Annotated in this window: 21 protein-coding genes and 1 other annotated feature; all 21 genes read right to left on the bottom strand. The window is 39.1% G+C overall.

Going from position 1 to position 20,848, the window contains the following annotated elements:
- Positions 1–136 precede the first annotated feature (136 nt).
- Entirely contained in the window at positions 137–1,051 is a 915-nt protein-coding gene (locus tag J2X07_RS17140; RefSeq protein WP_310261531.1) for an RluA family pseudouridine synthase, read from the bottom strand.
- Complete coding sequence (gene lspA / locus J2X07_RS17135) at positions 1,038–1,508, bottom strand: signal peptidase II (RefSeq protein ID WP_310261528.1); 471 nt, start codon at positions 1,506–1,508, stop codon at positions 1,038–1,040. The genes J2X07_RS17140 and lspA overlap by 14 nt, the downstream gene beginning before the upstream one ends.
- 170 nt (positions 1,509–1,678) lie before the next feature.
- On the bottom strand, positions 1,679–4,441 hold the full coding sequence (ileS, locus tag J2X07_RS17130; RefSeq protein WP_310261525.1) for an isoleucine--tRNA ligase: 2,763 nt from the start codon (positions 4,439–4,441) through the stop codon (positions 1,679–1,681).
- A gap of 156 nt (positions 4,442–4,597) precedes the next feature.
- Positions 4,598–4,821: a binding site (T-box leader), on the bottom strand.
- Positions 4,822–4,861: 40 nt separating this feature from the next.
- Positions 4,862–5,371, bottom strand: a complete 510-nt coding sequence (locus J2X07_RS17125) for a DivIVA domain-containing protein (protein ID WP_310261522.1) — start codon at positions 5,369–5,371, stop codon at positions 4,862–4,864.
- A 491-nt stretch (positions 5,372–5,862) separates the two neighbouring features.
- Positions 5,863–6,636, bottom strand: coding sequence for an RNA-binding protein (locus J2X07_RS17120; protein ID WP_310261710.1), 774 nt, complete (start codon positions 6,634–6,636; stop codon positions 5,863–5,865).
- A 14-nt stretch (positions 6,637–6,650) separates the two neighbouring features.
- Positions 6,651–6,926 (bottom strand): YggT family protein, encoded by a 276-nt coding sequence (locus tag J2X07_RS17115; protein WP_310261519.1) that lies wholly within the window; start codon positions 6,924–6,926, stop codon positions 6,651–6,653.
- Between the two features lie 19 nt (positions 6,927–6,945).
- Complete coding sequence (locus tag J2X07_RS17110) at positions 6,946–7,368, bottom strand: cell division protein SepF (RefSeq protein ID WP_310261516.1); 423 nt, start codon at positions 7,366–7,368, stop codon at positions 6,946–6,948.
- Positions 7,369–7,381: 13 nt separating this feature from the next.
- Positions 7,382–8,062, bottom strand: a complete 681-nt coding sequence (locus tag J2X07_RS17105; RefSeq protein ID WP_310261514.1) for a YggS family pyridoxal phosphate-dependent enzyme — start codon at positions 8,060–8,062, stop codon at positions 7,382–7,384.
- Positions 8,063–8,096: 34 nt separating this feature from the next.
- Positions 8,097–8,921, bottom strand: a complete 825-nt coding sequence (gene pgeF / locus J2X07_RS17100; protein ID WP_310261509.1) for a peptidoglycan editing factor PgeF — start codon at positions 8,919–8,921, stop codon at positions 8,097–8,099.
- A 71-nt stretch (positions 8,922–8,992) separates the two neighbouring features.
- Entirely contained in the window at positions 8,993–9,277 is a 285-nt protein-coding gene (locus J2X07_RS17095) for a YlmC/YmxH family sporulation protein (RefSeq protein ID WP_310261507.1), read from the bottom strand.
- A gap of 92 nt (positions 9,278–9,369) precedes the next feature.
- A complete protein-coding gene (gene sigG, locus J2X07_RS17090; protein WP_066240567.1) occupies positions 9,370–10,152 on the bottom strand; it encodes an RNA polymerase sporulation sigma factor SigG in 783 nt (260 codons plus the stop codon).
- A gap of 122 nt (positions 10,153–10,274) precedes the next feature.
- Positions 10,275–10,994 (bottom strand): RNA polymerase sporulation sigma factor SigE, encoded by a 720-nt coding sequence (sigE, locus tag J2X07_RS17085; protein WP_310261505.1) that lies wholly within the window; start codon positions 10,992–10,994, stop codon positions 10,275–10,277.
- A 30-nt stretch (positions 10,995–11,024) separates the two neighbouring features.
- Positions 11,025–11,936: a sigma-E processing peptidase SpoIIGA gene (spoIIGA, locus tag J2X07_RS17080; RefSeq protein WP_310261504.1), complete on the bottom strand. Its 912-nt coding sequence runs from the start codon at positions 11,934–11,936 to the stop codon at positions 11,025–11,027.
- A gap of 844 nt (positions 11,937–12,780) precedes the next feature.
- Positions 12,781–13,956, bottom strand: coding sequence for a cell division protein FtsZ (gene ftsZ, locus J2X07_RS17075; RefSeq protein ID WP_310261503.1), 1,176 nt, complete (start codon positions 13,954–13,956; stop codon positions 12,781–12,783).
- 32 nt (positions 13,957–13,988) lie between these two features.
- The gene (gene ftsA / locus J2X07_RS17070) at positions 13,989–15,272 is read right to left on the bottom strand and encodes a cell division protein FtsA (protein WP_310261500.1); all 1,284 of its coding nucleotides are present in this window, start codon (positions 15,270–15,272) and stop codon (positions 13,989–13,991) included.
- A 142-nt stretch (positions 15,273–15,414) separates the two neighbouring features.
- Positions 15,415–15,768 (bottom strand): small basic family protein, encoded by a 354-nt coding sequence (locus J2X07_RS17065; RefSeq protein WP_310261497.1) that lies wholly within the window; start codon positions 15,766–15,768, stop codon positions 15,415–15,417.
- Between the two features lies 1 nt (position 15,769).
- Positions 15,770–16,477, bottom strand: a complete 708-nt coding sequence (locus J2X07_RS17060; protein WP_310261495.1) for a DUF881 domain-containing protein — start codon at positions 16,475–16,477, stop codon at positions 15,770–15,772.
- Positions 16,478–16,482: 5 nt separating this feature from the next.
- On the bottom strand, positions 16,483–17,178 hold the full coding sequence (locus J2X07_RS17055) for a DUF881 domain-containing protein (RefSeq protein WP_310261493.1): 696 nt from the start codon (positions 17,176–17,178) through the stop codon (positions 16,483–16,485).
- Positions 17,165–17,944, bottom strand: coding sequence for a cell division protein FtsQ/DivIB (locus tag J2X07_RS17050; protein ID WP_310261491.1), 780 nt, complete (start codon positions 17,942–17,944; stop codon positions 17,165–17,167). The genes J2X07_RS17055 and J2X07_RS17050 overlap by 14 nt, the downstream gene beginning before the upstream one ends.
- A gap of 238 nt (positions 17,945–18,182) precedes the next feature.
- Positions 18,183–19,094, bottom strand: coding sequence for a UDP-N-acetylmuramate dehydrogenase (gene murB / locus J2X07_RS17045; protein ID WP_310261487.1), 912 nt, complete (start codon positions 19,092–19,094; stop codon positions 18,183–18,185).
- Positions 19,095–19,727: 633 nt separating this feature from the next.
- A complete protein-coding gene (gene spoVE / locus J2X07_RS17040; RefSeq protein WP_310261483.1) occupies positions 19,728–20,828 on the bottom strand; it encodes a stage V sporulation protein E in 1,101 nt (366 codons plus the stop codon).
- Positions 20,829–20,848 lie beyond the last annotated feature (20 nt).

Genomic DNA, 20,848 nt, shown 5'->3' with positions numbered 1-20,848 from the left:
CCTCCCGTCCGCATGACGAGAGGATAGAGTAATCCTGCTGGATACTCTTTATTGCCGTTTCCTTCTCAGCCTCACGGGACTAATGTTTAAAGGACTCATTAAGTTAGTTTGATTATGTCAGAGCTGCTCGTCTTTGTCAACTTCTTTTATCTAATAAATCAAGCAGTTCAACCATATCTAGTGGAATCTCTCTTTCAAATTCCATATATTCACCTGTTCGAGGATGTTCAAATCCTAATGTCTGTGCGTGAAGAGCTTGCCCTTCAATAGGAAGCGTTTTAGACGGACCGTACTTAGGATCACCAGCTAACGGAAAGCCAATATATTTCATATGAACACGAATTTGATGGGTTCTCCCTGTCTCAAGCTGACACTCAACAAATGTAAAATCTTTATAGCGCTTGATTACGTTGAAATGGGTAACAGCATTTCTGCTGTTATCATCAGTTACCGTCATTTTTTGACGGTCACTTTTATCACGGCCGATCGGAGCATCAATTGTTCCATGATCATGAGGCATCACACCGTGTACAATCGCTTTATAAATTCGAGTAGTTGTTTTAGCTTTTAACTGATCCACAAGTGATTCGTGAGCCATGTCATTTTTCGCAACCATCAATAGCCCTGACGTGTCTTTGTCAATACGGTGTACGATCCCTGGGCGTAAAACTCCATTAATACCAGATAAATCTTTGCAATGAGCCATCAGCCCATTAACCAATGTACCACTATGGTGACCAGGTGCCGGATGAACGACCATGCCTCTAGGTTTGTTTACTACAAGGACATCGCTGTCTTCATATACAATATCAAGATTCATCTCTTCTGGAACAACATCCAATTCTTGGGGCTCGGGTATTTCGATTTCAATCATATCGCCATTTTGACATTTATAATTAGACTTGATCGGATTATGATTTACGATAACTTGTTTTTCTTTGATCCAGTTTTGAATCTGTGACCGTGACCAATCATCCTGGACTTCAGATAAAACCTTATCAATACGGGTTCCTACCTGCTCAGTTGTTACCGTATATTCAAACTTGTTCATTCTTTGTCTCCTTCTTGCTGCTTTCCATGAAGCTTTGAATAAAAATTAAGCCTACACCAATTACTAAAGCGCTGTCTGCAACATTAAAAATCGGAAAATCATAATTTCCGATATATACATTAAGAAAATCAACAACTTCTCCTCTTATCAATCTGTCGGAAAAGTTTCCGATTGCCCCACCCAAAACGAGGGCTAAAGCAAATTTCAATAATTTGTCTGAAGCATGTCTTTGCATGTAATATACCACTGCTCCAACTACTGCAAGTGTAATAATGATAAAAAAGTATCGCTGATCCTGTAAAATACCAAACGCTGCGCCTCTGTTTCTGTGCGAGGTTATGTAAAATACTTCATCAATGACAGGAATAGATTCCCCGAGGTTCATATTTTTAACGATCGTCCATTTTGTCAGCTGATCTAGTGCAATAACTAACAATGAAAAAAGATAATAAAACAATAGAACTCCTCCGATTCAGAAATGTTGTCTTTATGAATTGTAGCACAGCAATCAGAAATTCTACAATTTTAATTTGTCCAAAGGATGGCGAAAAAAGTAATTAAATCACAAGTCATTTCCTTAAACTTAGGATGGAAGCCAAAAATAAAATCCCGCCGAAGCGGGATTTATTATGCATAATTTTTTTCAATGATATCAGCACAGCTAGCACAAAGTGTCGGATGACTTTCGTTATGGCCAACATCTTCTGACACTACCCAGCAGCGCTCACATGTTTCACCTTCAGCAGGTTTAACAACGACAGCAACGTGATCAAAATGCTGTGCATCTTCTGGAGCTGCTGCTTTCTTTCCTGCAACTGTTGCTTTTGATACGATGAATAGTTTGTTTAAATCTTCAACACTTTCAAGCCATCCTTTAAGTGTTTCTGAAGGATATAATGTGATTGCAGCGGTTAATGACTTACCAATCGTTTTTTGGCTTCTTGCTTCTTCCAATGCTTTTAGAACTTCATCACGAACATCCATAAATGTATCCCAGTCTTTTTCAAGCTGTTCAGTACCTGTGTAATTCTTCGCTTCAGGCATTACTGTTAATTGAACACTTGCTTCCTCAACTCCTGGAATGTACTCCCACACTTCGTCAGCGGTATGAGCTAAAACTGGTGCAGAAAGCTTTGTTAGTGCCATTAAAGTCTCATATAGCACGGTTTGAATGCTTCTGCGCTTATGATCATCTTCAGCTTGAATATACAAAGTGTCTTTTGCCATATCTAAATAGAAAGAACTTAATTCAATCGTACAGAAATTATGGATTGTGTTGTATACCGTGATGAACTGATATTCTTCATAAGCCTTTTTAACTTTAGAAACGACTTTATCCAGTTTTACCATCATGTATTTTTCAAGTTCAGGCATTTCATCAAATGCAACTGAATGCTGTTGCGGATCAAAGCCATGCAGATTACCTAATAAGAAACGAAGAGTGTTTCTGATTTTACGATAAACTTCTGCAACTTGTTTTAAAATGTCATCCGATACACGTACGTCCGATTGATAATCGACTGAAGACACCCATAGGCGAATAATATCAGCACCTAACTGCTTCATTACTTTTATCGGATCTAAGGTGTTGCCGATCGATTTACTCATTTTTCGGCCTTCTCCGTCAAGAACGAATCCATGGCTCAAGATTGCTTTATATGGCGCTTTTCCTGTGATGGCTACAGAAGTAGAAAGAGATGAGTTAAACCATCCGCGATATTGGTCAGACCCTTCTAAGTAAAGGTCAGCCGGACGGACAAGATCTTCTCTTTCTTCTAAAACACCCCAATGTGATGTTCCAGAATCGAACCAAACGTCCATAATGTCCGTTTCTTTTGAGAAACGGCCGTTCGGACTGTGAGGAGATGTGAACCCTTCAGGAAGCAGCTCTTTTGCATCTTTTTCAAACCAAATGTTTGATCCATGCTCTCTAAACAATTCTACAACATGGCTGATCGTCTCTTCCGTAAGAATGGCTTCCCCATCTTCGCCATAAAAAACAGGAATCGGTACACCCCAAGCACGCTGACGGGAGATACACCAGTCTTCACGATCTTTAATCATGTTATGAAGTCTTGTTTCACCCCAGTTAGGAACCCAGTTTACTTCTTCAATCGCTTGAAGCATATCTTCACGGATTCCTTTGATGGAAGCAAACCATTGTGCTGTAGCACGGAAAATGACAGGTTTCTTTGTTCTCCAGTCATGCGGGTAAGAGTGAGTGATAAAAGAAAGTTTTAATAATGCGCCTTTTTCTTTAAGCTGCTCAGTGATTGGCTTATTCGCTTCGTCATAAAACAATCCTTCAAATCCAGGAGCTTCTTTCGTCATCACTCCACGGTCGTCAACCGGGCATAATACATCAAGTCCATACCGTTTACCAACTAAGAAATCGTCTTCTCCATGTCCCGGTGCAGTATGAACACACCCAGTACCTGCATCCGTAGTTACGTGATCACCAAGCATAACAAGTGAATCACGGTCATACAACGGATGTTTTGCCACTGCATGCTCAATTTCAGCACCTTTGAATCGTTTTACTACCTCTGCTTGCTCCCATTCAAAGTCTTTCTTTAAAGACTCTAATAAAGCTTCTGCTACTACATATTTCCCATTTTCAGTTTGAACGGAAACATAGTCTAAATCCGGATGTACAGAGATTCCCAGGTTAGCTGGAATCGTCCAAGGTGTTGTTGTCCAGATAACCAGTTTTTCATCCGTATCGAGAACACCTTTTCCATCTTTCACATCGAATGCTACAAAAATAGAAGCTGACCGCTTATCTTGATATTCAATCTCTGCCTCAGCAAGTGCTGATTCTGATGATGGTGACCAGTAAACTGGTTTTAACCCTTTATAGATAAGGTCTCTTTTTGCCATTTCACCAAAAACTTCAATTTGTCTTGCTTCGTATCCTTTTTCAAGAGTGATATATGGATGATCCCAGTCACCGCGCACCCCTAAACGCTTAAATTGTTCACGCTGATGATCAACTTGTTTTAACGCATATTCTTCACATAGCTTACGGAATTCTGCAACTGACAATTCTTTGCGTTTTACTTTCCCGCTCTTAGTTAAGGCCGTTTCGATCGGTAATCCGTGAGTGTCCCAACCAGGAACATATGGAGAATAATGACCTGTCATTGATTTAAAACGGACAATGATATCTTTCAAAATCTTATTTTCAGCATGGCCAATATGAATATCTCCGTTTGCATATGGAGGCCCATCATGCAAAATAAATGGCGGCAGATCTTTCGTGTTCTCCATCACTTTTTGATAAATATTCATTTCATTCCATTTTTCTTGTACAACAGGCTCACGCTGAGGCAAGTTGCCGCGCATTGGGAACTCTGTTTTTGGCATTAAAAGCGTGTCTTTATAATTCATAAACAAATCCTCCTTGTATTCAATCAAGCAGACTCAGTGCTTCTTCGGCATTTAGAGGTTAACGCATACTTGTCACAACGTTGTTACTCCCCCGTGCAACAAGTAATACATTCATAATGTGCAACGAAAAAACCTTCCCGTCCACTACTTATGAAAAGTAGGGACGAGAAGGTTATCCCGCGGTACCACCCTAATAGGTTTTTATCATTAAAAACCCGCTTAGCCATCCGTAGCGTGGATGAAGCGCCCAAACTTACTGGCAATTTCAGTTCAGGAACTCAAGGGTGATCTTCGAATACTGCTCTATACCAGGCTTGCACCAAATCCCGGTTCGCTTTAATAGAGTGAAAGTATCTTACTTTCCCTGTCTACGTCATTTATATAATCTTACAAAAGTATATGCGATTTTTTAAACGAATGTCAAGCTTCCGTCTTTGCTTCCTGCAGCTCATAACCTTCTAGATTCTCAGGAACATTTAAAGAATCCCAATCATCGTTTTTAAGCATCTCTAATTGCGCTTCAATCAACATTCTGAATCGCGTGCGATAAACCGAAGATTGCTTTTTAAGTTCATCGATTTCCATAGAGATTTTTCTTGATTTTGATAATGATTCATTAATAATGCGGTCAGCGTTCTTCTCCGCTTCCTTAATGATTAATCGTGCTTCTTTGTTAGCTGTACGTTTAACTTCTTCGCCTGTTTCTTGTGCGATGAGAATGGACTTATTCAGCGTTTCCTCAATGTTTTTAAAATACGAAATTTTCTCTTCCAGCTTTTCTACCGTTTCTTCCAGTGATTTCTTTTCACGAATAACCGATTCATAATCTTTAATTACCTGATCTAAAAAGTCATTCACTTCGTCTTCGCTATATCCTCTGAAACCTCTAGTGAATTCTTTGTTATGAATATCTAACGGTGTTAAGGGCACTAAAGCCACCTCCATAGATGCATTGTTTTTTTACCTAATTTCGACAATTTTTCCTGTTTTCCTTCTCAGCGCGGAAATTATTTTTGCTGTTTTCGCAAACTTTGTTACTTTTGAAGGATGTTAATTTGCTCTGCAGTGGCTCGCTTTCCTCAGGGTGTGCGGTGAGCCTGCAGGAGTCTCACCACTTTCAGTCCACTCACCTAGTAAGTGATGTCTTTGAAACAACTAACTCATAAGCAGTCATCTTTTAGATAGGCTCTTTTCGTATTCATTGTTGCTTTTGAAAGTAGTTGATTTCCGTTTCAGGTTGCTCGCTTTCCGCGGGGCAGACGGTGAGCCACATTCGTACGCTTCGCGTATAAGTGTCTCACCTGCCCGCCTGTCCCGCAGGAGTCTCACACCTTACACTCCAATCAACCTGACATTGGGGTCAATTACAAAAATGCCTCAGAAGCAACAATCTTCCAGAAAAGAGCCTTTTGTAACAAGCCTTATTTTAAAAGTCCGTACCGAACACGCCATTTTTCTTTCTTAGTGGTGCCTTCAATCGCGATCAGTTTGCTTCTGCCAAAACCGCGAAGTGAAAATTCATCACCTTCTCTAACTTCAACAGATGTCTGTTCCGTTATTTTATGATTCAGCTTCACTCTGCCTTGAACGATAAGAGGTGAAACTTTCGACCGTGAAAGTTTGTAAATTTCGGCGATAATTACATCTAAACGCAAAGAAGAAACCGTACCGCTTCTTTCGTCATAATCCGCTTCAATAACCGCTAGTTCGTGTTCCTCGATGTGTTTAAGTTTCACACCAGTTTTCCCGATTTTCGTTAAGTTCATTTCAATAAAACCAGAGATTTCTTCAGCACATACAAATTGCACTTGATGATCTTGTACAAGAATATCACCGTACTTGCTTCGTTTTACTCCGATGTTCATTAAAGCCCCTAACACATCTCGGTGTTCAATCGTTGAAAATTTAGAAGGATATGTAATGTCATAATAAACGAGCTGATAATCATTTGATCCTGCTTCATAATAATCCGGATAGATGAGCGCTCTTTTTCGTTCAGAATAAGAAGAGCCTCCCCACATAGAGAGGCGTATTCCTGCATCATTTCCAACGATATTTCTCACAATCTCTTGCTCTCGCGGATCAAGGAAATCAGTTAGTTTTGGACTGTATCTTTCTATGACTTCCGCTTTCCATCTGACTGTGCGATCGACAAATTCATGTTCTTCAGGTCTGTAATGCTGATATATACTCATCATTCAATTCCTGCCTAGAAAGTATTGTTAAGCATGTTTGCTACTACACGAACACCATATTGCGCAAAATGTAAAGCGACTAACGCAACGATTGGTGACAGATCAATCATACCTAGAGGCGGAATTATTTTTCTGAATGGTGACAAATAGGGTTCCACCAATCTGGACAGCACTTGACCGAAGGAGGATTCTCTAGCATTAGGAAACCAGGATAGTAATATGTATCCGATTATCATGTAATAATAAACATCTAATAATTTTATAAGTATTGTAGCAATTGTATCTAACAAACAACCTCACCTGCCCGCATTAATCTTCGTCCATCATTTCAGATATCGTTCCAGAAACATCTACATTTTCTGGAGTACATAAGAATGTATTCGGACCAAGTTTCTGAATGTCTCCACCGATCGCATAAACAGTTCCAGACAGAAAATCTACAATCCGTTTTGCCTGATCATGCGGAATCCGCTGTAAATTCATAACCACTGCTCTGCGGTTTTTAAGCTGATCTGCAATGTCTTGAGCCTCTGCATAAACACGAGGTTCAACAAGCACTACCTTTACTTGCTGCTGTATGCTTTGCAAGCTGACAACATTGGCTTTCCCTTTTTTTGTATGGGAAGGCGTAATTTCTTCTTCCTCATCATAGGACTCTTCTACAAATTCATCTTCATATTCATAATCATCTTCTAAGTCGAAAAAGCGTCTGAATTTTGTTTTGATGCCCATTTAAATCCACCTCCTAAAATTCTTTTCCTACTAAGCTCGTACCGATACGAATAAAGGTAGCTCCTTCTTCAACTGCAATAACATAATCATTCGACATCCCCATGGAAAGCTCACTGCACGGTGCGTGAGGATAACCCTTATCTTGAATGTCTGCTTGTAATTGTTTTAACGTTGAAAAAACATTTCGGATTAATGACTCGTCTTCTGTAAATGGAGCCATCGTCATGAGCCCTGCGATTTTTATTTTGTCGTACTCTTTTAGTTTATCGACAAAAGGTAGTACTTCTTTTACTGATAAACCATGTTTTGAGTCTTCTTCTGCAACATTTACTTGAATAAAACAAGAAATGGTTCGTTCAGTCCTTTTTTGAATTTCCTTTGCGAGGCTTAAACGGTCCAGAGAGTGTATATAATCTACATGATCAATAACTTCTTTAACTTTTCTTGTCTGCAAAGTGCCAATAAAGTGCCAAATAACCGGGAATCCTGTGAGATACTCCTTTTTTTCAAGAAGACCTTCTACTCTATTTTCACCCAGGTGTTCAATACCTGCCTGGACTGCTTGCTTAGCGGTTTCATTACTCACATATTTCGTTACTGCTATTAAATTAACGCCCTTTGGCTCTCTATTTTTTTCTCGACAAACGCGATTTATATTTTCTGTTATTCGTTCTTTATTTTCTTGAATAGTCAACCTGTGATTTTGCTCCTTTCCAAAAACAGCTTTCTTATCCATGATGTTTTCTGCCGATAAAACTCATCATTCGACCTGTCTTCCCATTTTCCTTCCTATGAGAAAAAAAGATGTCGTTTTTACAGCTTGTACAATCCTGAGATTTGATAATATTTTCTGCAGTTAATCCAGCATTGATTAAAAGAATTTCATTCAGCCTTTGTAAGTTTAACTGATATTTCCCAGCTTTGCTTTCAGAATAAACGGTATTGTCTTCTTGACCGTCTAATGCTGCTTTAACTTCCGTGATTACTTTTTCGTCTACTTCATAACAGCAGGCGCCAATTGCCGGCCCTATAGCAGCTTGTATATCTCGTACATCTACCTTTTCCACTTCACACCAGAGTTTAATCATTTTTGGGCCGATCTTACCGACAGTCCCTCTCCAGCCAGCGTGTGCCAGACCAATAAGATTGTTTTTTTGAGAATAAAAATAAAGCGGTACACAATCTGCATAAAGGGAAGTTAATAATACATCTTCATCAGCCGTATAAACTCCATCAGTATTCTCTATCGCAGTCTCAAAATCCAAGGAGCCTCTTCCGCGTTCTTGAAGTGATACTTTTACAATGTTTGTTCCGTGGACTTGTTTCGTTCCTACCCAATTTTGTATAGGAAACCCGATCTCTTCCGCAAATGCCCTTCTGTTTCTTTGAACTACTTTCGGATCGTCTTCTACGTGAAATCCCATATTTAATGATTGAAATGAATCCGTACTAAATCCGCCATTCCGAATCGTAAAACCTGCTAAGATATGCGAATTTTCGTTTTGCCATGCTTGCAAAGACATTTGCTTTCCAGTTTCCATAAACGTATTCATTTTGTGCAGTCCTCCTGGAAAGTTTTATGTTTATTTTACCACATTTGCAGATAAGAAAGAAAAAAGAACCGTTATTTCAATTGATCATACGGTTCTTTCGTATATTCATGTAATTCGCTTGCATCCATATGTCTTACAAGAATAACATCGGCTCCAATTTTTACAATATTGCGCCACGGAATGACGATGTCGTTCTCTCGGGCAAAAAATCCGAGCATTTTACCTGCTCCTGGGATGATAATCGCATCAATTTTTCCGGTGTTTAGATTTATTTCAAGATCTGCAATATGACCAAGTTTTTTTCCGTTTGCAACATTCACAACATCCTTGACTTGGAAATCAGATATTTTATTCATCAGGACATCCCGCCTTTCTGTTTTCATTATATGATTAACCAGGCTGTTTCATGTTTTTTTATGGACGAAAAAAAACCCGCTATTAAACGGGTTTAACTGCTTTGAATATTTTTATTCATCTGAGAGATAGCTGCTTTTTCGAGCCTGGACACTTGAGCTTGAGATATACCAATTTCGTCTGCAACTTCCATCTGTGTTTTTCCTTGAAAGAAACGCATCGTTAATATCATTTTTTCTCTGTCGTTAAGTCGTCTCATACCTTCTTTTAAAGCTATTTCTTCAATCCATTGCATATCCTTCGCTTTATCATCACTGATCTGATCCATCACGAATATTGGATCACCGCCATCATTATAAATGGGTTCGAAAAGTGATACAGGATCTTGAATAGCATCCAGTGCAAATACGACTTCTTCTTTTGGAACATCAAGCGCTTCTGCTATTTGCTGTGCAGTTGGTTCACGAGAAAGTTTGTTCATGAGCTGATCTCGTACTTGGAGCGCTTTATACGCGATGTCTCGTAAGCTTCTTGAAACCCTAATCGGATTATTGTCACGCAAATACCGTCTTATTTCTCCGATTATCATTGGAACAGCATAAGTCGAAAATTTAACATTTTGACCAAGATCGAAATTGTCGATAGACTTCATAAGCCCAATACAGCCAACTTGAAAAAGGTCATCAACGTGCTCACCGCGGTTATTAAATCGCTGTATAACACTCAGAACTAGTCTAAGATTACCGTTTACCAGTGTTTCACGCGCATCAGGGTCACCTTTATGCATCTTGTCAAAGAGAATGCGCATTTCTGGATTTTTTAAAACAGGAAGCTTTGATGTATCAACTCCGCAAATCTCAACTTTATTTCTTGTCAAGTCTTTTCCCTCCTGCCGGGAGCTAATTTCAAATTAAGTATCACCGAACGGAGGGAAATTTATGCAATTGTGATTTTCTTATCAAGTAAAAAAACAGCTACAAATCAAAGTACTATACTGCTCTACACCATTTTATTAAATTCTTTTTGAAGCCGTTTAATTATCCTTTTTTCCAGCCTGGATATATACGATTGTGAAATCCCCAGCATATCTGCAACATCTTTTTGTGTTTTTTCTTCACCGCCCGATAATCCAAACCTGAGTTCCATAATCTGTTTTTCCCGATCATTTAGCGTAAACAGTGCTTTCAATAAGAGTTTTCGATCTACATTAGCTTCGATTCTTTTCGTGATAATGTCGTCTTCTGTACCTAATACGTCTGAAAGAAGCAATTCATTTCCATCCCAATCAACATTTAACGGTTCATCAAAAGAAACTTCTGATCGCGTTTTGTTGTTGCGGCGTAAATACATTAAGATTTCATTTTCAATGCAGCGGGAGGCATATGTTGCAAGTTTAATCTTCTTTTCGGGATTAAATGTGTTAACTGCTTTGATTAACCCGATCGTGCCGATACTGATCAAATCTTCAATGTTAATCCCTGTATTTTCAAATTTTCTGGCGATATAAACGACGAGACGAAGATTTCGTTCAATTAAGAGAGATTTTGCAGCCTTATCTCCTGAAGGCAGTTTCTCAAGTAAAACGGCTTCCTCTTCTTTGCTTAATGGAGGCGGGAGAGCTTCGTTTCCGCCGATGTAATAAATTTCATCAGATTTTAATCCGAGCTTAAATAATAACTTATACCAAAACATCGTGATTTTAAGACGCCACTTGAACATAATTACTCCCCTTCCACAGTAAAATCTCATTTACGAAGCTTGTACATGCTGAAGATACATTTTTGGATGAACAATTGCATCGAACTGCCCCTCACTTGACAATGCTGTCCAGCTGAATCCAACTAGACTCGGTGGTGTTTTTTCATGATTTCCTTCTTTTACAATCTCAATCGAATCAGGCTTGATACATGCTAAAAATTGCTGATTTCCTACTGAACGGTAAGGTACTATCCTCAATCTGCTGACCCACGGGTGATCACTATCTTCACTCCCTATTGATAAAACATCTCTTGAAGCTGTTTGAATCGCTTCTGGAAAGTTAAAACCATGAATGTTCATATCAAGAACCATTACAGGCATTTTAGAGATTGGATCATACAATTTATTGCCAGTATCAATAAGTCCAATTGCTTGAATTTCAATTTCATCGATCTTGATCATGACCGTAACAATACTTTCGGCATCCATTTTTTGAACCGTTATATCATCGATCCGTTTTTTTGAGAAATACCATAATACCGGAACACCTGTAACAACAAACAACCAGCTTACTGGATCACCCATTCCAGATCCTCTAGTGGTTAATACACCATTCATAATCTCAGCATCTGTTTGCATAAAATAGTGAAGCGCAAAAATCCCGCCACCCGTTACGAAAGAAACAAAATAAAACATGGCCAAGTTTTTCAACGTATACCTAAATCTTTTAAACCCAAAGGCAATGAGCATAATGACAATAGAAAATAAGAACTTTAGGACAGGCTGTGAAAAAATCATGAACTGTGGATAGACAATTAAGATCACGTAACTAGAAGCGGCAAGGGTTGCTAGAAGGATTCTTTTTTTCGATGCATTGCGCTTTAAGACATGAGCTGTTAACGAGATTAATACATAATCAATGCAGAAATTAAGAAACCAAATGACGTCCAAATAAACGGTCATTGGTTTTCTCCTTTCTTAATTTTGAAGTTAGTATATCGTAAAGGTTGTTTGAAAGTCTGTCAGTTTTTGAGTGCAGTATAGTTCTTATTTTCACTTTTTTTGTCATAAATTCTTATATGTAAAAAATAAGCACGAACAATAATGATTTAGATGCACACATTTGAAAATAACAATCTTTTTAAAGGCTGTTTTTGTATTCATTGTTGCTTTTGAAAGTAGTTGATTTCCGTTCCAGGTTGCTCGCTTTCCGCGGGGCAGGCGGTGAGCCACGGTAGAAGTCAAAAGCTACTAAGTCTGAACGAAATACAACACCGAAGCGAGTTCCTCCCGCAATTCAAGCAAGGCTTCGGATGCGTTACATCACACGAAGAAAAATTCTACTATTATTTTCGAGTAGTCGCGCACCTTGCTCTTTTAACTACGTACCAGTTATGTCTTCTAACAACGCTCTTTTCTGAAAGATAGTTGCTATTTAGTAAGTGGTATTCAAGCAATTCTTCTTTGAATAGTTAATTGGAGCGGAATTGCGAGACTCCTGCAGGATGAGTGGGACAGTACGAAAAACAGAGGCGGATTGATCAGCCCCGACAAGCAAAAGGGGAATGGGCATAGAAGGCGCTTTTTGCCTTCAGGTCCATTTAACTTTTGACCTCGAGGGGCTAGACGCCGAAGTTAGACAGGTGAGCCCATTCATTGTCGCAAGGCGACGAATGGGCTCACCGCACACCCTACGGAAAGCGAGCCACTGCAGAGGAGATTAACATCATTCAAAAGCAACAAAGTTAACCTTTATAAAATAGGTAACAAAAAAACCACGTTCCATTTTAGGAACGCGGTTTTGAATTTATCTTCTTCTGTTTCTGCTGCGGTTACGCAAGAAAGTTGGGATATCCAATGTTTCAGAATCAGCGTTTGAATACGATGTATTTCTGGACTCGGATGGACTTTCCTCACGTGATTGTGGTTGAGACTGTGGTTGAGTTTGATTCGTATTAGATTGGTGTGAATTTTGAGAGGACTGCATTTTAGGGCGTTGCTCTCTTTGTTGATTGTTTGCCAATTTTTCATTTTCATCAAACCCAGTTGCAATTACAGTAACTAAAATTTCATCTTTAAGTTCTTCATTGATTACTGAACCAAAGATCATGTTTACTTCTGGATCAGAAGCTGAAGAAACAATGTCAGCTGCTTCATTCACTTCATAAAGGCTTAAGTTTGCTCCGCCTGTAATATTCATCAATACCCCTTTTGCTCCATCGATAGAAGTTTCAAGAAGCGGAGATGAAATGGCTTTCTTTGCTGCTTCAGCTGCACGGTTTTCACCCGTTCCAACACCGATACCCATCAGTGCAGAACCACGCTCAGTCATAATTGTCTTAACATCAGCAAAGTCTAGGTTAATTAATCCTGGAACTGCGATTAAGTCAGAAATACCTTGTACACCTTGTCGTAAAACATTATCAGCTTCACGGAATGCTTCTAGCATTGGTGTGTTTTTATCTACAATTTCTAGTAGACGATCGTTAGGAATCACGATGAGTGTATCTACTTTTTCTTTAAGAACCGAAATTCCGCCAACAGCTTGTGTAGAACGCTTACGTCCCTCGAATGTGAACGGACGAGTTACAACCCCAACCGTAAGTGCGCCTAAATCTTTTGCGATTTCGGCTACTACAGGTGCAGCACCAGTACCAGTTCCTCCACCCATTCCAGCTGTTACGAATACCATATCAGCACCAGCAAGTGCTTCTTCGATTTGCTCACGGCTTTCTTCAGCCGCTTTTTTACCGATATCAGGATTAGCACCAGCACCCAATCCTCTAGTTAATTTTGTACCGATTTGCATTTTCACAGGAGCTTTTGAAAGATTTAATGCTTGAGCATCTGTGTTTACACAGATGAATTCAACTCCTTGTACTCCATGTTCAATCATTCGGTTAACGGCATTACTTCCGCCGCCGCCAACACCAATTACTTTAATCGTTGCTAATTGATCCATATTCATATCAAACTCTAACATGAGCTTTCCTCCTAATGACTAGTTCCAAACTGTTATTCAAAAAATAAACCGAACCAGTCTTTGACTTTTGATTTCATACCGCCAGGCTGTTTTTCCTGTACAGGTTGTTTTTGGCTTGATTGTTTTTTCTTCGGTGCTGACTGAGCAGCCTCATCTGATAATGCAGAAGCTACTTCTTTGCCTTGTACTTTAATGTTTTTATGAGTAAAGTGAATCAGCCCTACACCAGCAGTAAACTTAGGTTCTCTTACTCCGATGTAATCAGGCAAGGAAACTCTTACGTTTTGCTGGAAGATATCCTGGGCCAATTCAAGGACTCCAGGAATTGCTGCGACACCACCTGTAATAACAAAGCCTCCAGGCAATTCAGAATACCCGCGCTGATGCAATTCGTCATCAATCATCTCGAATATTTCTGCCATACGAGCTTCAATGATTAAAGAAAGTTCATATTGGGAAATTTCCTGTTCCTGTGATGAACCGATCTGTGAAACGCTAAATGTCTCATCCTTTGAAGCATAATCAACAAAAGAGTGACCATGTTTCAATTTAATCTTTTCAGCATCTTCAGCAGAAGTTCTTAATCCGATTGAAATGTCTTTTGTAATAAAATCTCCGCCAATAGGAAGAACGGATGTAAGCTGCATCGTTCCCTGGTCGAATACAGATAATGTCGTCGAACCGCCGCCGATGTCAATAAGTGCCACACCAAGCTCCATCTCATCACGAGACAGGGCAATAGAAGCAGTTGCTAATGGTTCCAGGCAGATATCAGCCACAGTCAATCCGGCTCTTTCTACACAGCGAAGTAAGTTATGTAAGATGGTTTTGGATCCCGTTATTACGGTTCCTTCCATTTCTAATCTGACTCCTAACATGCCTCTTGGATCAATAATTTCATCGGTTCCATCCACAATAAACTGGCGTGGAATCACATCAATGATTTCTCGTTCTGGCGGCACAGACATAACTTGTGCTGCTTCTATTACTCTAGCAATATCCTCGTCTCCGATTTCTCGATCTTCCCTGGATACTGCTACTACACCGTGACACGGCTGCAGCTGAATATGGTTTCCTTTAACCCCCACGATTACAGCATTAATAGGAATACCCAACATTCTCTCTGCCTGTTCAACGGCTTTTCTGATTGAACGAACAGTTTCATCGATATCTACAATGGAACCTTTGCGGATTCCAGCTGATTTTGCATGGCCAACACCAATTACATTAAAGGTCTCACTGGTCATTTCTCCAATGATTACTTTAATATTGGATGTACCGATGTCTAAACTTACATATATTTCATTGCTGTTCATTCTGTGGCACCTCCTAACCTTTCTTCCCATTAAATCTTCATCAATTAAGATAATCAAATTTCCTTTATTTTCGCTTAATTATGGAATAAATTCCACAAACAACGGGCTTTCCCTCTTTTTTTTTAAGGTTTTTTCAAATTTTTTAGGCCTTTTTACGTGAATCAGTCCATTTAGAGATTAGCAATCTTCGTATTACAGCTATATTATTAAACAATCTTACACCAAAGGCGAAAATTGCTGCCAAATATAAGTCAATACCAAGATGAACCCCTAAATAAGCTAATCCGGCTGCCAATAAAATATTAAAGAAAAAACCTGTAATGAATACTTTATCTTCAAAGCTCCCTTGTAGGCTTGCACGGATACCGCCAAATAACGTATCAAGTGCAGCCAGTACAGCAATTGATAAATAATTTGCGTATTCTGGAGGAACCCGGATATCTGACATGAAACCCAATAAAAGACCTAGTAAAAGTCCAAGTACCGGTAACCACATCTTATGTTCCCTCCTTTACCGGTTTCATAAACTTTACCCTCACAGGCTTTTCATAGGCTGGCAGAATCACCTTGGATTTCGGAGTGGATTCGACGTTAAAATTTTCCCGTACGAATTCTTCAACAGCAGGTGAAGCGATAATCTTTTGCTGTAATTTCTCGTTGTTTTTTGCCAGCACTTTGATCTCGATCGGAAAAGAAGAAATCGGTTCATTGTTTATGTAAATGACTCCATTTACTTCCCGGACTGGTGTTTTTGATATGATACGCTGATCACCAATGCTTATCTCTTTTGCATCATATCTATTCAGTTCATTTACTAGTCTTCTAAGCATATCGGGTTCAATCTTTGGTTTTGGGCGATCTACTCCAATTAGCTCGTCATTAAAAGGTTCGATTGTAATCACGATTCCTTGTCCGCTAACTGTCGTTAATCCTGCTTGTTTTTTTAAATCTGCCAAAGCCTCTTCCATTGCGACGATTTTTTCTTCCTTGCCATTTCCTTTGTAATTGTCCAAAAGTGCATTGTATCGCTCTAATTCCTCATTGAGTTCCTGCTGCCGCTGTTTTTCTTTTTCCAGATCGGCTCTAAGCTCATAAAGATCCCGAGTATCCCGAACGATAGGGTTATTCGTTGTTTCAAACTGAATAGCCAGCATTCCGCCAAGTATGAGGGCAATAGTTGCGAACATCCATTGTCTTTCTTTCAACTTCCTCATCCCTCTTCTGTAATAAATGGCTCCATTTCTATCGCGCTTTCTTGTTCAACGCGAACTTCCACACCATCATTTACAATTTTATTTACAATATAGAGGTTAAGAGCCTTTTCAAGAGCATGTGAATCTCCAATTGCTGTTATGACAAAAGGCGCCGGATATTGATTTCCATCAACGCTTACGACAGGTCCGACACACGAAATATACGTATCATGTGAGATTCTTTGCCCATTGATTGCGATGGCTTCTGCCCCTGAGATATGCAATTCATCAATTACACTTCTAATATGTTCTTCATGAACAATATAATCATTTGGGTTCTCACCCTCGGGTACGTAAGAGGAGTCTGATAAAGTTACCTGAACTCCCTCCCCTTTCACTTTCACATTACCTACTACCATTCTGAGCTTTTTCAAATCTCTAACTAAACTATAAGAGGCTTTTTCCTGATCAGCTAGTTTAGATTCCTTAGCTCCAACATTTCTCTGGAGCTTTTGAAGATCCTCAGACAAGCTTCTGTTTGTTTTTTGCAGGGTTAAGATTTGACTCCGCAATGAGTCTTCTTTTTTCCATTCATTACTTTGAGTAACCTCGTTTTCCCGAATTTGAGCTCTTTGGTAAGAAAAGGATAATATGAACCCGGTAACTAGAAGAATAAGAGATAAAAAAAGGTGTTTCCCTTTAATTTTCCTCATTTGTTTCCTCCGTTGCTTCTCGGTTGTAAGGTTCAAATCTCGTACTGATACCTAAATAAAATGTTCCTTTTTCATCTTGGTTAATTTGACTGATCAATACAGGATATTCAGAAAGTCTCTCTGAAAACTTGGAGATGGATGTAACCACTTTATTTCCGTCAGTCATAAAAAGAGTTAATTTATCGAGATTGCTGGAATCAGGTGTAAGTTTAATTTCTGAAATCCTGTGTATGATCCCTTCAGGCAGTTTTTGAAGTTCCTGTGCCATGGATTCCAATTGTTCAGGATCTTTCCAGCTAACGATTACAGGAGCATTAACAGGCCGTTCATCTTTCTTTAATGGATCTAGCATTCTTCCATTTTGGAGCATTGGATAATATGTATTTTCTTTTTTAAAGTAACCTACCCGCTGATATTCTTTTACATGGATCAAAATGTGGTTATAGAATTTCTTTTCAACTGAAACTGAACGGATTTCCGTTATTGGTTCAAGCCGATTTTTAATTTGCGATTCTGACACGTTTAAAAATTTTGTAGAAGTGGATAGCAGACTTTTACCTAAAATTTCTTTATCCGTAACAAAATAATTTCCTTCAACTGATATCCTTTTAACGCGGCTCAAATCAGATTGAAAATATACTACAACCAGCAACAACAGAAAGAAAAAGGACAAGTAAAAAATAAGACGGCGATTTGCTTTTTGTTTACGATGTTCTTTAAGCTTTGGAATGCGATCCTCAATCTTGACAACTTTTACCTTGTCCATCCTCTTCCCCCGTTTTAGTAAATTCGCACAAGAAAAACCTTGATTTGCTTATTTATCAAATAAAAGAACTTGGCCAATAGACGCCAAGCTCTTTTTGTAGGCTTTTTTATCGACCTATAAAATCGGCAAAAAAATGAAAAGCTTTTCCATTCCTAAACGTCGTTGTTAAACTTTTTTCTTGTTCCTTGTATTATAGCACGGATAAGTCCCAGCATAGCACTATTTATCCAAAATTTTGTTATTCATTTCGTCCAATAATCTCTACTTCGGTTTGAAGCTCGATTCCTTGTTTTTCTTTGATCGTTTTTTGGACGTAGCTAATTAAATCCAAAACGTCTTTTGCTTTGGCGTCACCAGTATTAACAATGAAGTTCGCATGCATTTCAGAAATCTGTGCTCCCCCTATTTGAGTCCCCTTTAAGCCTGACGTTTCAATCAGGTTTCCTGCATAGTCTGGAAGCGGATTTCTAAATACACTTCCGCAGCATGGAAAGTTCCATGGCTGCGTGTTTCTTCTGTAGTCCTTATTTTTCTTAAGTTCAGCCATAATTGTATCCTTGTCGCCTTTTTCAAGCACTAAAACAGCTTCTACACAAATCCCGCCATTTTTTTGCAGGATCGAAGTGCGATATGAAAATTCCAGCTCTTTATTCGTAAGCCATTTGAGCTCACCGTCCGGAAAAAGAATCAATGCTCTCTCAACAATTTTTGACATATCTGAGCCATGTGCACCTGCATTCATAAATACAGCACCGCCTATGGAACCAGGTATGCCTGCTGAAAATTCAAGACCTGTATACGCTTCACGGGACAATACAGTCGCGAGGGGAATAATAGAATACCCGCCGCCAACCGTTATTTTATTACCGCTCTTCTCTAGATGGTTAAGTCCATCACCAATTTTGATGACTACCCCTTCAATTCCGCCATCTGCCACTAAAACATTTGATCCTCTGCCTATTGCACGAATCGGAACATTAGCCTCTTTCATATAAACAACAGCTTTTTTTAAACTCTCCAGGTCCTTTGGTTCAAAAAGAAGATCAGCAGGTCCGCCAATTTTAAAAGTAGTGTGATTCTTTAATGGTTCGTTTAATAGTACTTTTCCTAGATTTTCAGTTTTTAATTTTTCTGCTAATTGTCCTAACATTATAAAAAACCCCCTATAACCTTTCGCATACCTATCTTTATATGCTATGCATTATTCTTTTCCATGTTTAATAGGTTCATAAACATCAACAAAGTAGTATTCGTACGACCTATTCAATTTATTTCTATTTCTTAAAAATAAAAAGCTATTTCCTTTAAATTTTGCCGCTTTTTATCCAATGCGAGATTAGCTTATTCACTCTCAACAAAGTTGGGATTATTTTATTGTCCTATGACAGTTGATTGGAGTGTAAGGTGCGAGACTCCTGCGGGACTGGCGGTCAGTCCGAAAAGCTAATGCGGTTTGATCAGCCCCGACAAGCAAAAGGGGAATGGACTAAGAAGGCGCTTTTTGCCTTCATGACCATTAAACTTTTGACCTCGAGGGGCTAACCGCTGCAGCTAGACAAGGTGAGACACTTATAAGTGAAACGTTCGAATGTGGCTCACCGCTTGCCCCGCGGAAAGCGAGCAACCTGGAACGGAAATCAACATACTTTCAAAAGCCACAATGAGTAAGAAAACAGCTTTTCATAAAAAGCAAAATAAAACAAGAATACCCTGTCAAAACAGACAGGGTAACGATTGCTGTGTATATGATTAGAATAAGAGAATTTCTTGTGAAACTCAAGTATTAATACCTTGAATAACGGCTTATATTGAGCAAAACACCGATTGATGCAAGCATAAGTGTCAAGGATGAACCGCCATAGCTTAAAAAAGGAAGGGTAATTCCAGTTACAGGCATTAATCCCGTAACAACACCTATGTTGATCATGACTTGAATCGCCACCATACCGATGATCCCAATCGCTAAAAAACTGCCGAATAAATCAGGTGCTCCTAAAGCAATTCGAATCCCTCTCCATAGCAATAGGCTAAATAAAATCAAAACGAAAACGGCACCTATGAATCCTAATTCTTCAGATAGAATAGCAAAAATAAAATCCGTCTGCGGTTCAGGCAAATAGCCAAACTTTTGTCTGCTCTGCCCTAGACCTAGACCTAATAATCCGCCAGGGCCAAGCGCAAGGAGTGATTGAATAATTTGAAATCCGCTATTTAAGGGATCACTCCAAGGATCTAAAAACGATGTGATTCTCTTAATACGGTAAGGTGCCGAAATGATTAATCCTACAAAGCCGGCTATCCCTACGAGACCAAGACCAACAAAGTGAGAAATACGTGCACCAGCAACAAAAATCATAACAACACTTGTGCCTACCATAACAGTCCCAGTACCTAAGTCAGGCTGCAGCATAATCATTCCGAAAGCGATCATAACCAAGCCAAGTGTTGGAATTAATCCTTTTTTGAAGGATGTGATTTTCTTTTGATGCATAGATAAATATTTTGCTAAAAAGGTAATCATAGCGAGCTTCATAAATTCAGAGGGCTGTATCGAAAAGGCACCTACACCAATCCAGCTTCTTGCACCGCCTCTGACCATACCAACTCCCGGAATTAAAACGGCTACTAACAAAAAGAAACAAATGATCAATATAACTTTTGACCAAACCTTCCAAGTCATATAGTTAATATTCATGAGAAAAAACATGGCTGCAATTCCGACACCGGCAAATAACAGCTGTCTCTTGGCAAAAAAGAGAGAATCGTGAAATTTATACAGTGCCATATCTGCACTCGCACTGTAAACCATAATAATACCAATCGACAACAATAAAAGCGTTACGATGATTAAAATCATATCTGGAGTAGATTTCGTTGCAGGCAAAGGGAAACACCTCAACTCTA

This window comes from Fictibacillus barbaricus (assembly GCF_031457135.1).
GTDB lineage: Bacteria > Bacillota > Bacilli > Bacillales > Fictibacillaceae > Fictibacillus > Fictibacillus barbaricus_A.
This window is presented reverse-complemented; position numbering and strand designations above follow the sequence as displayed.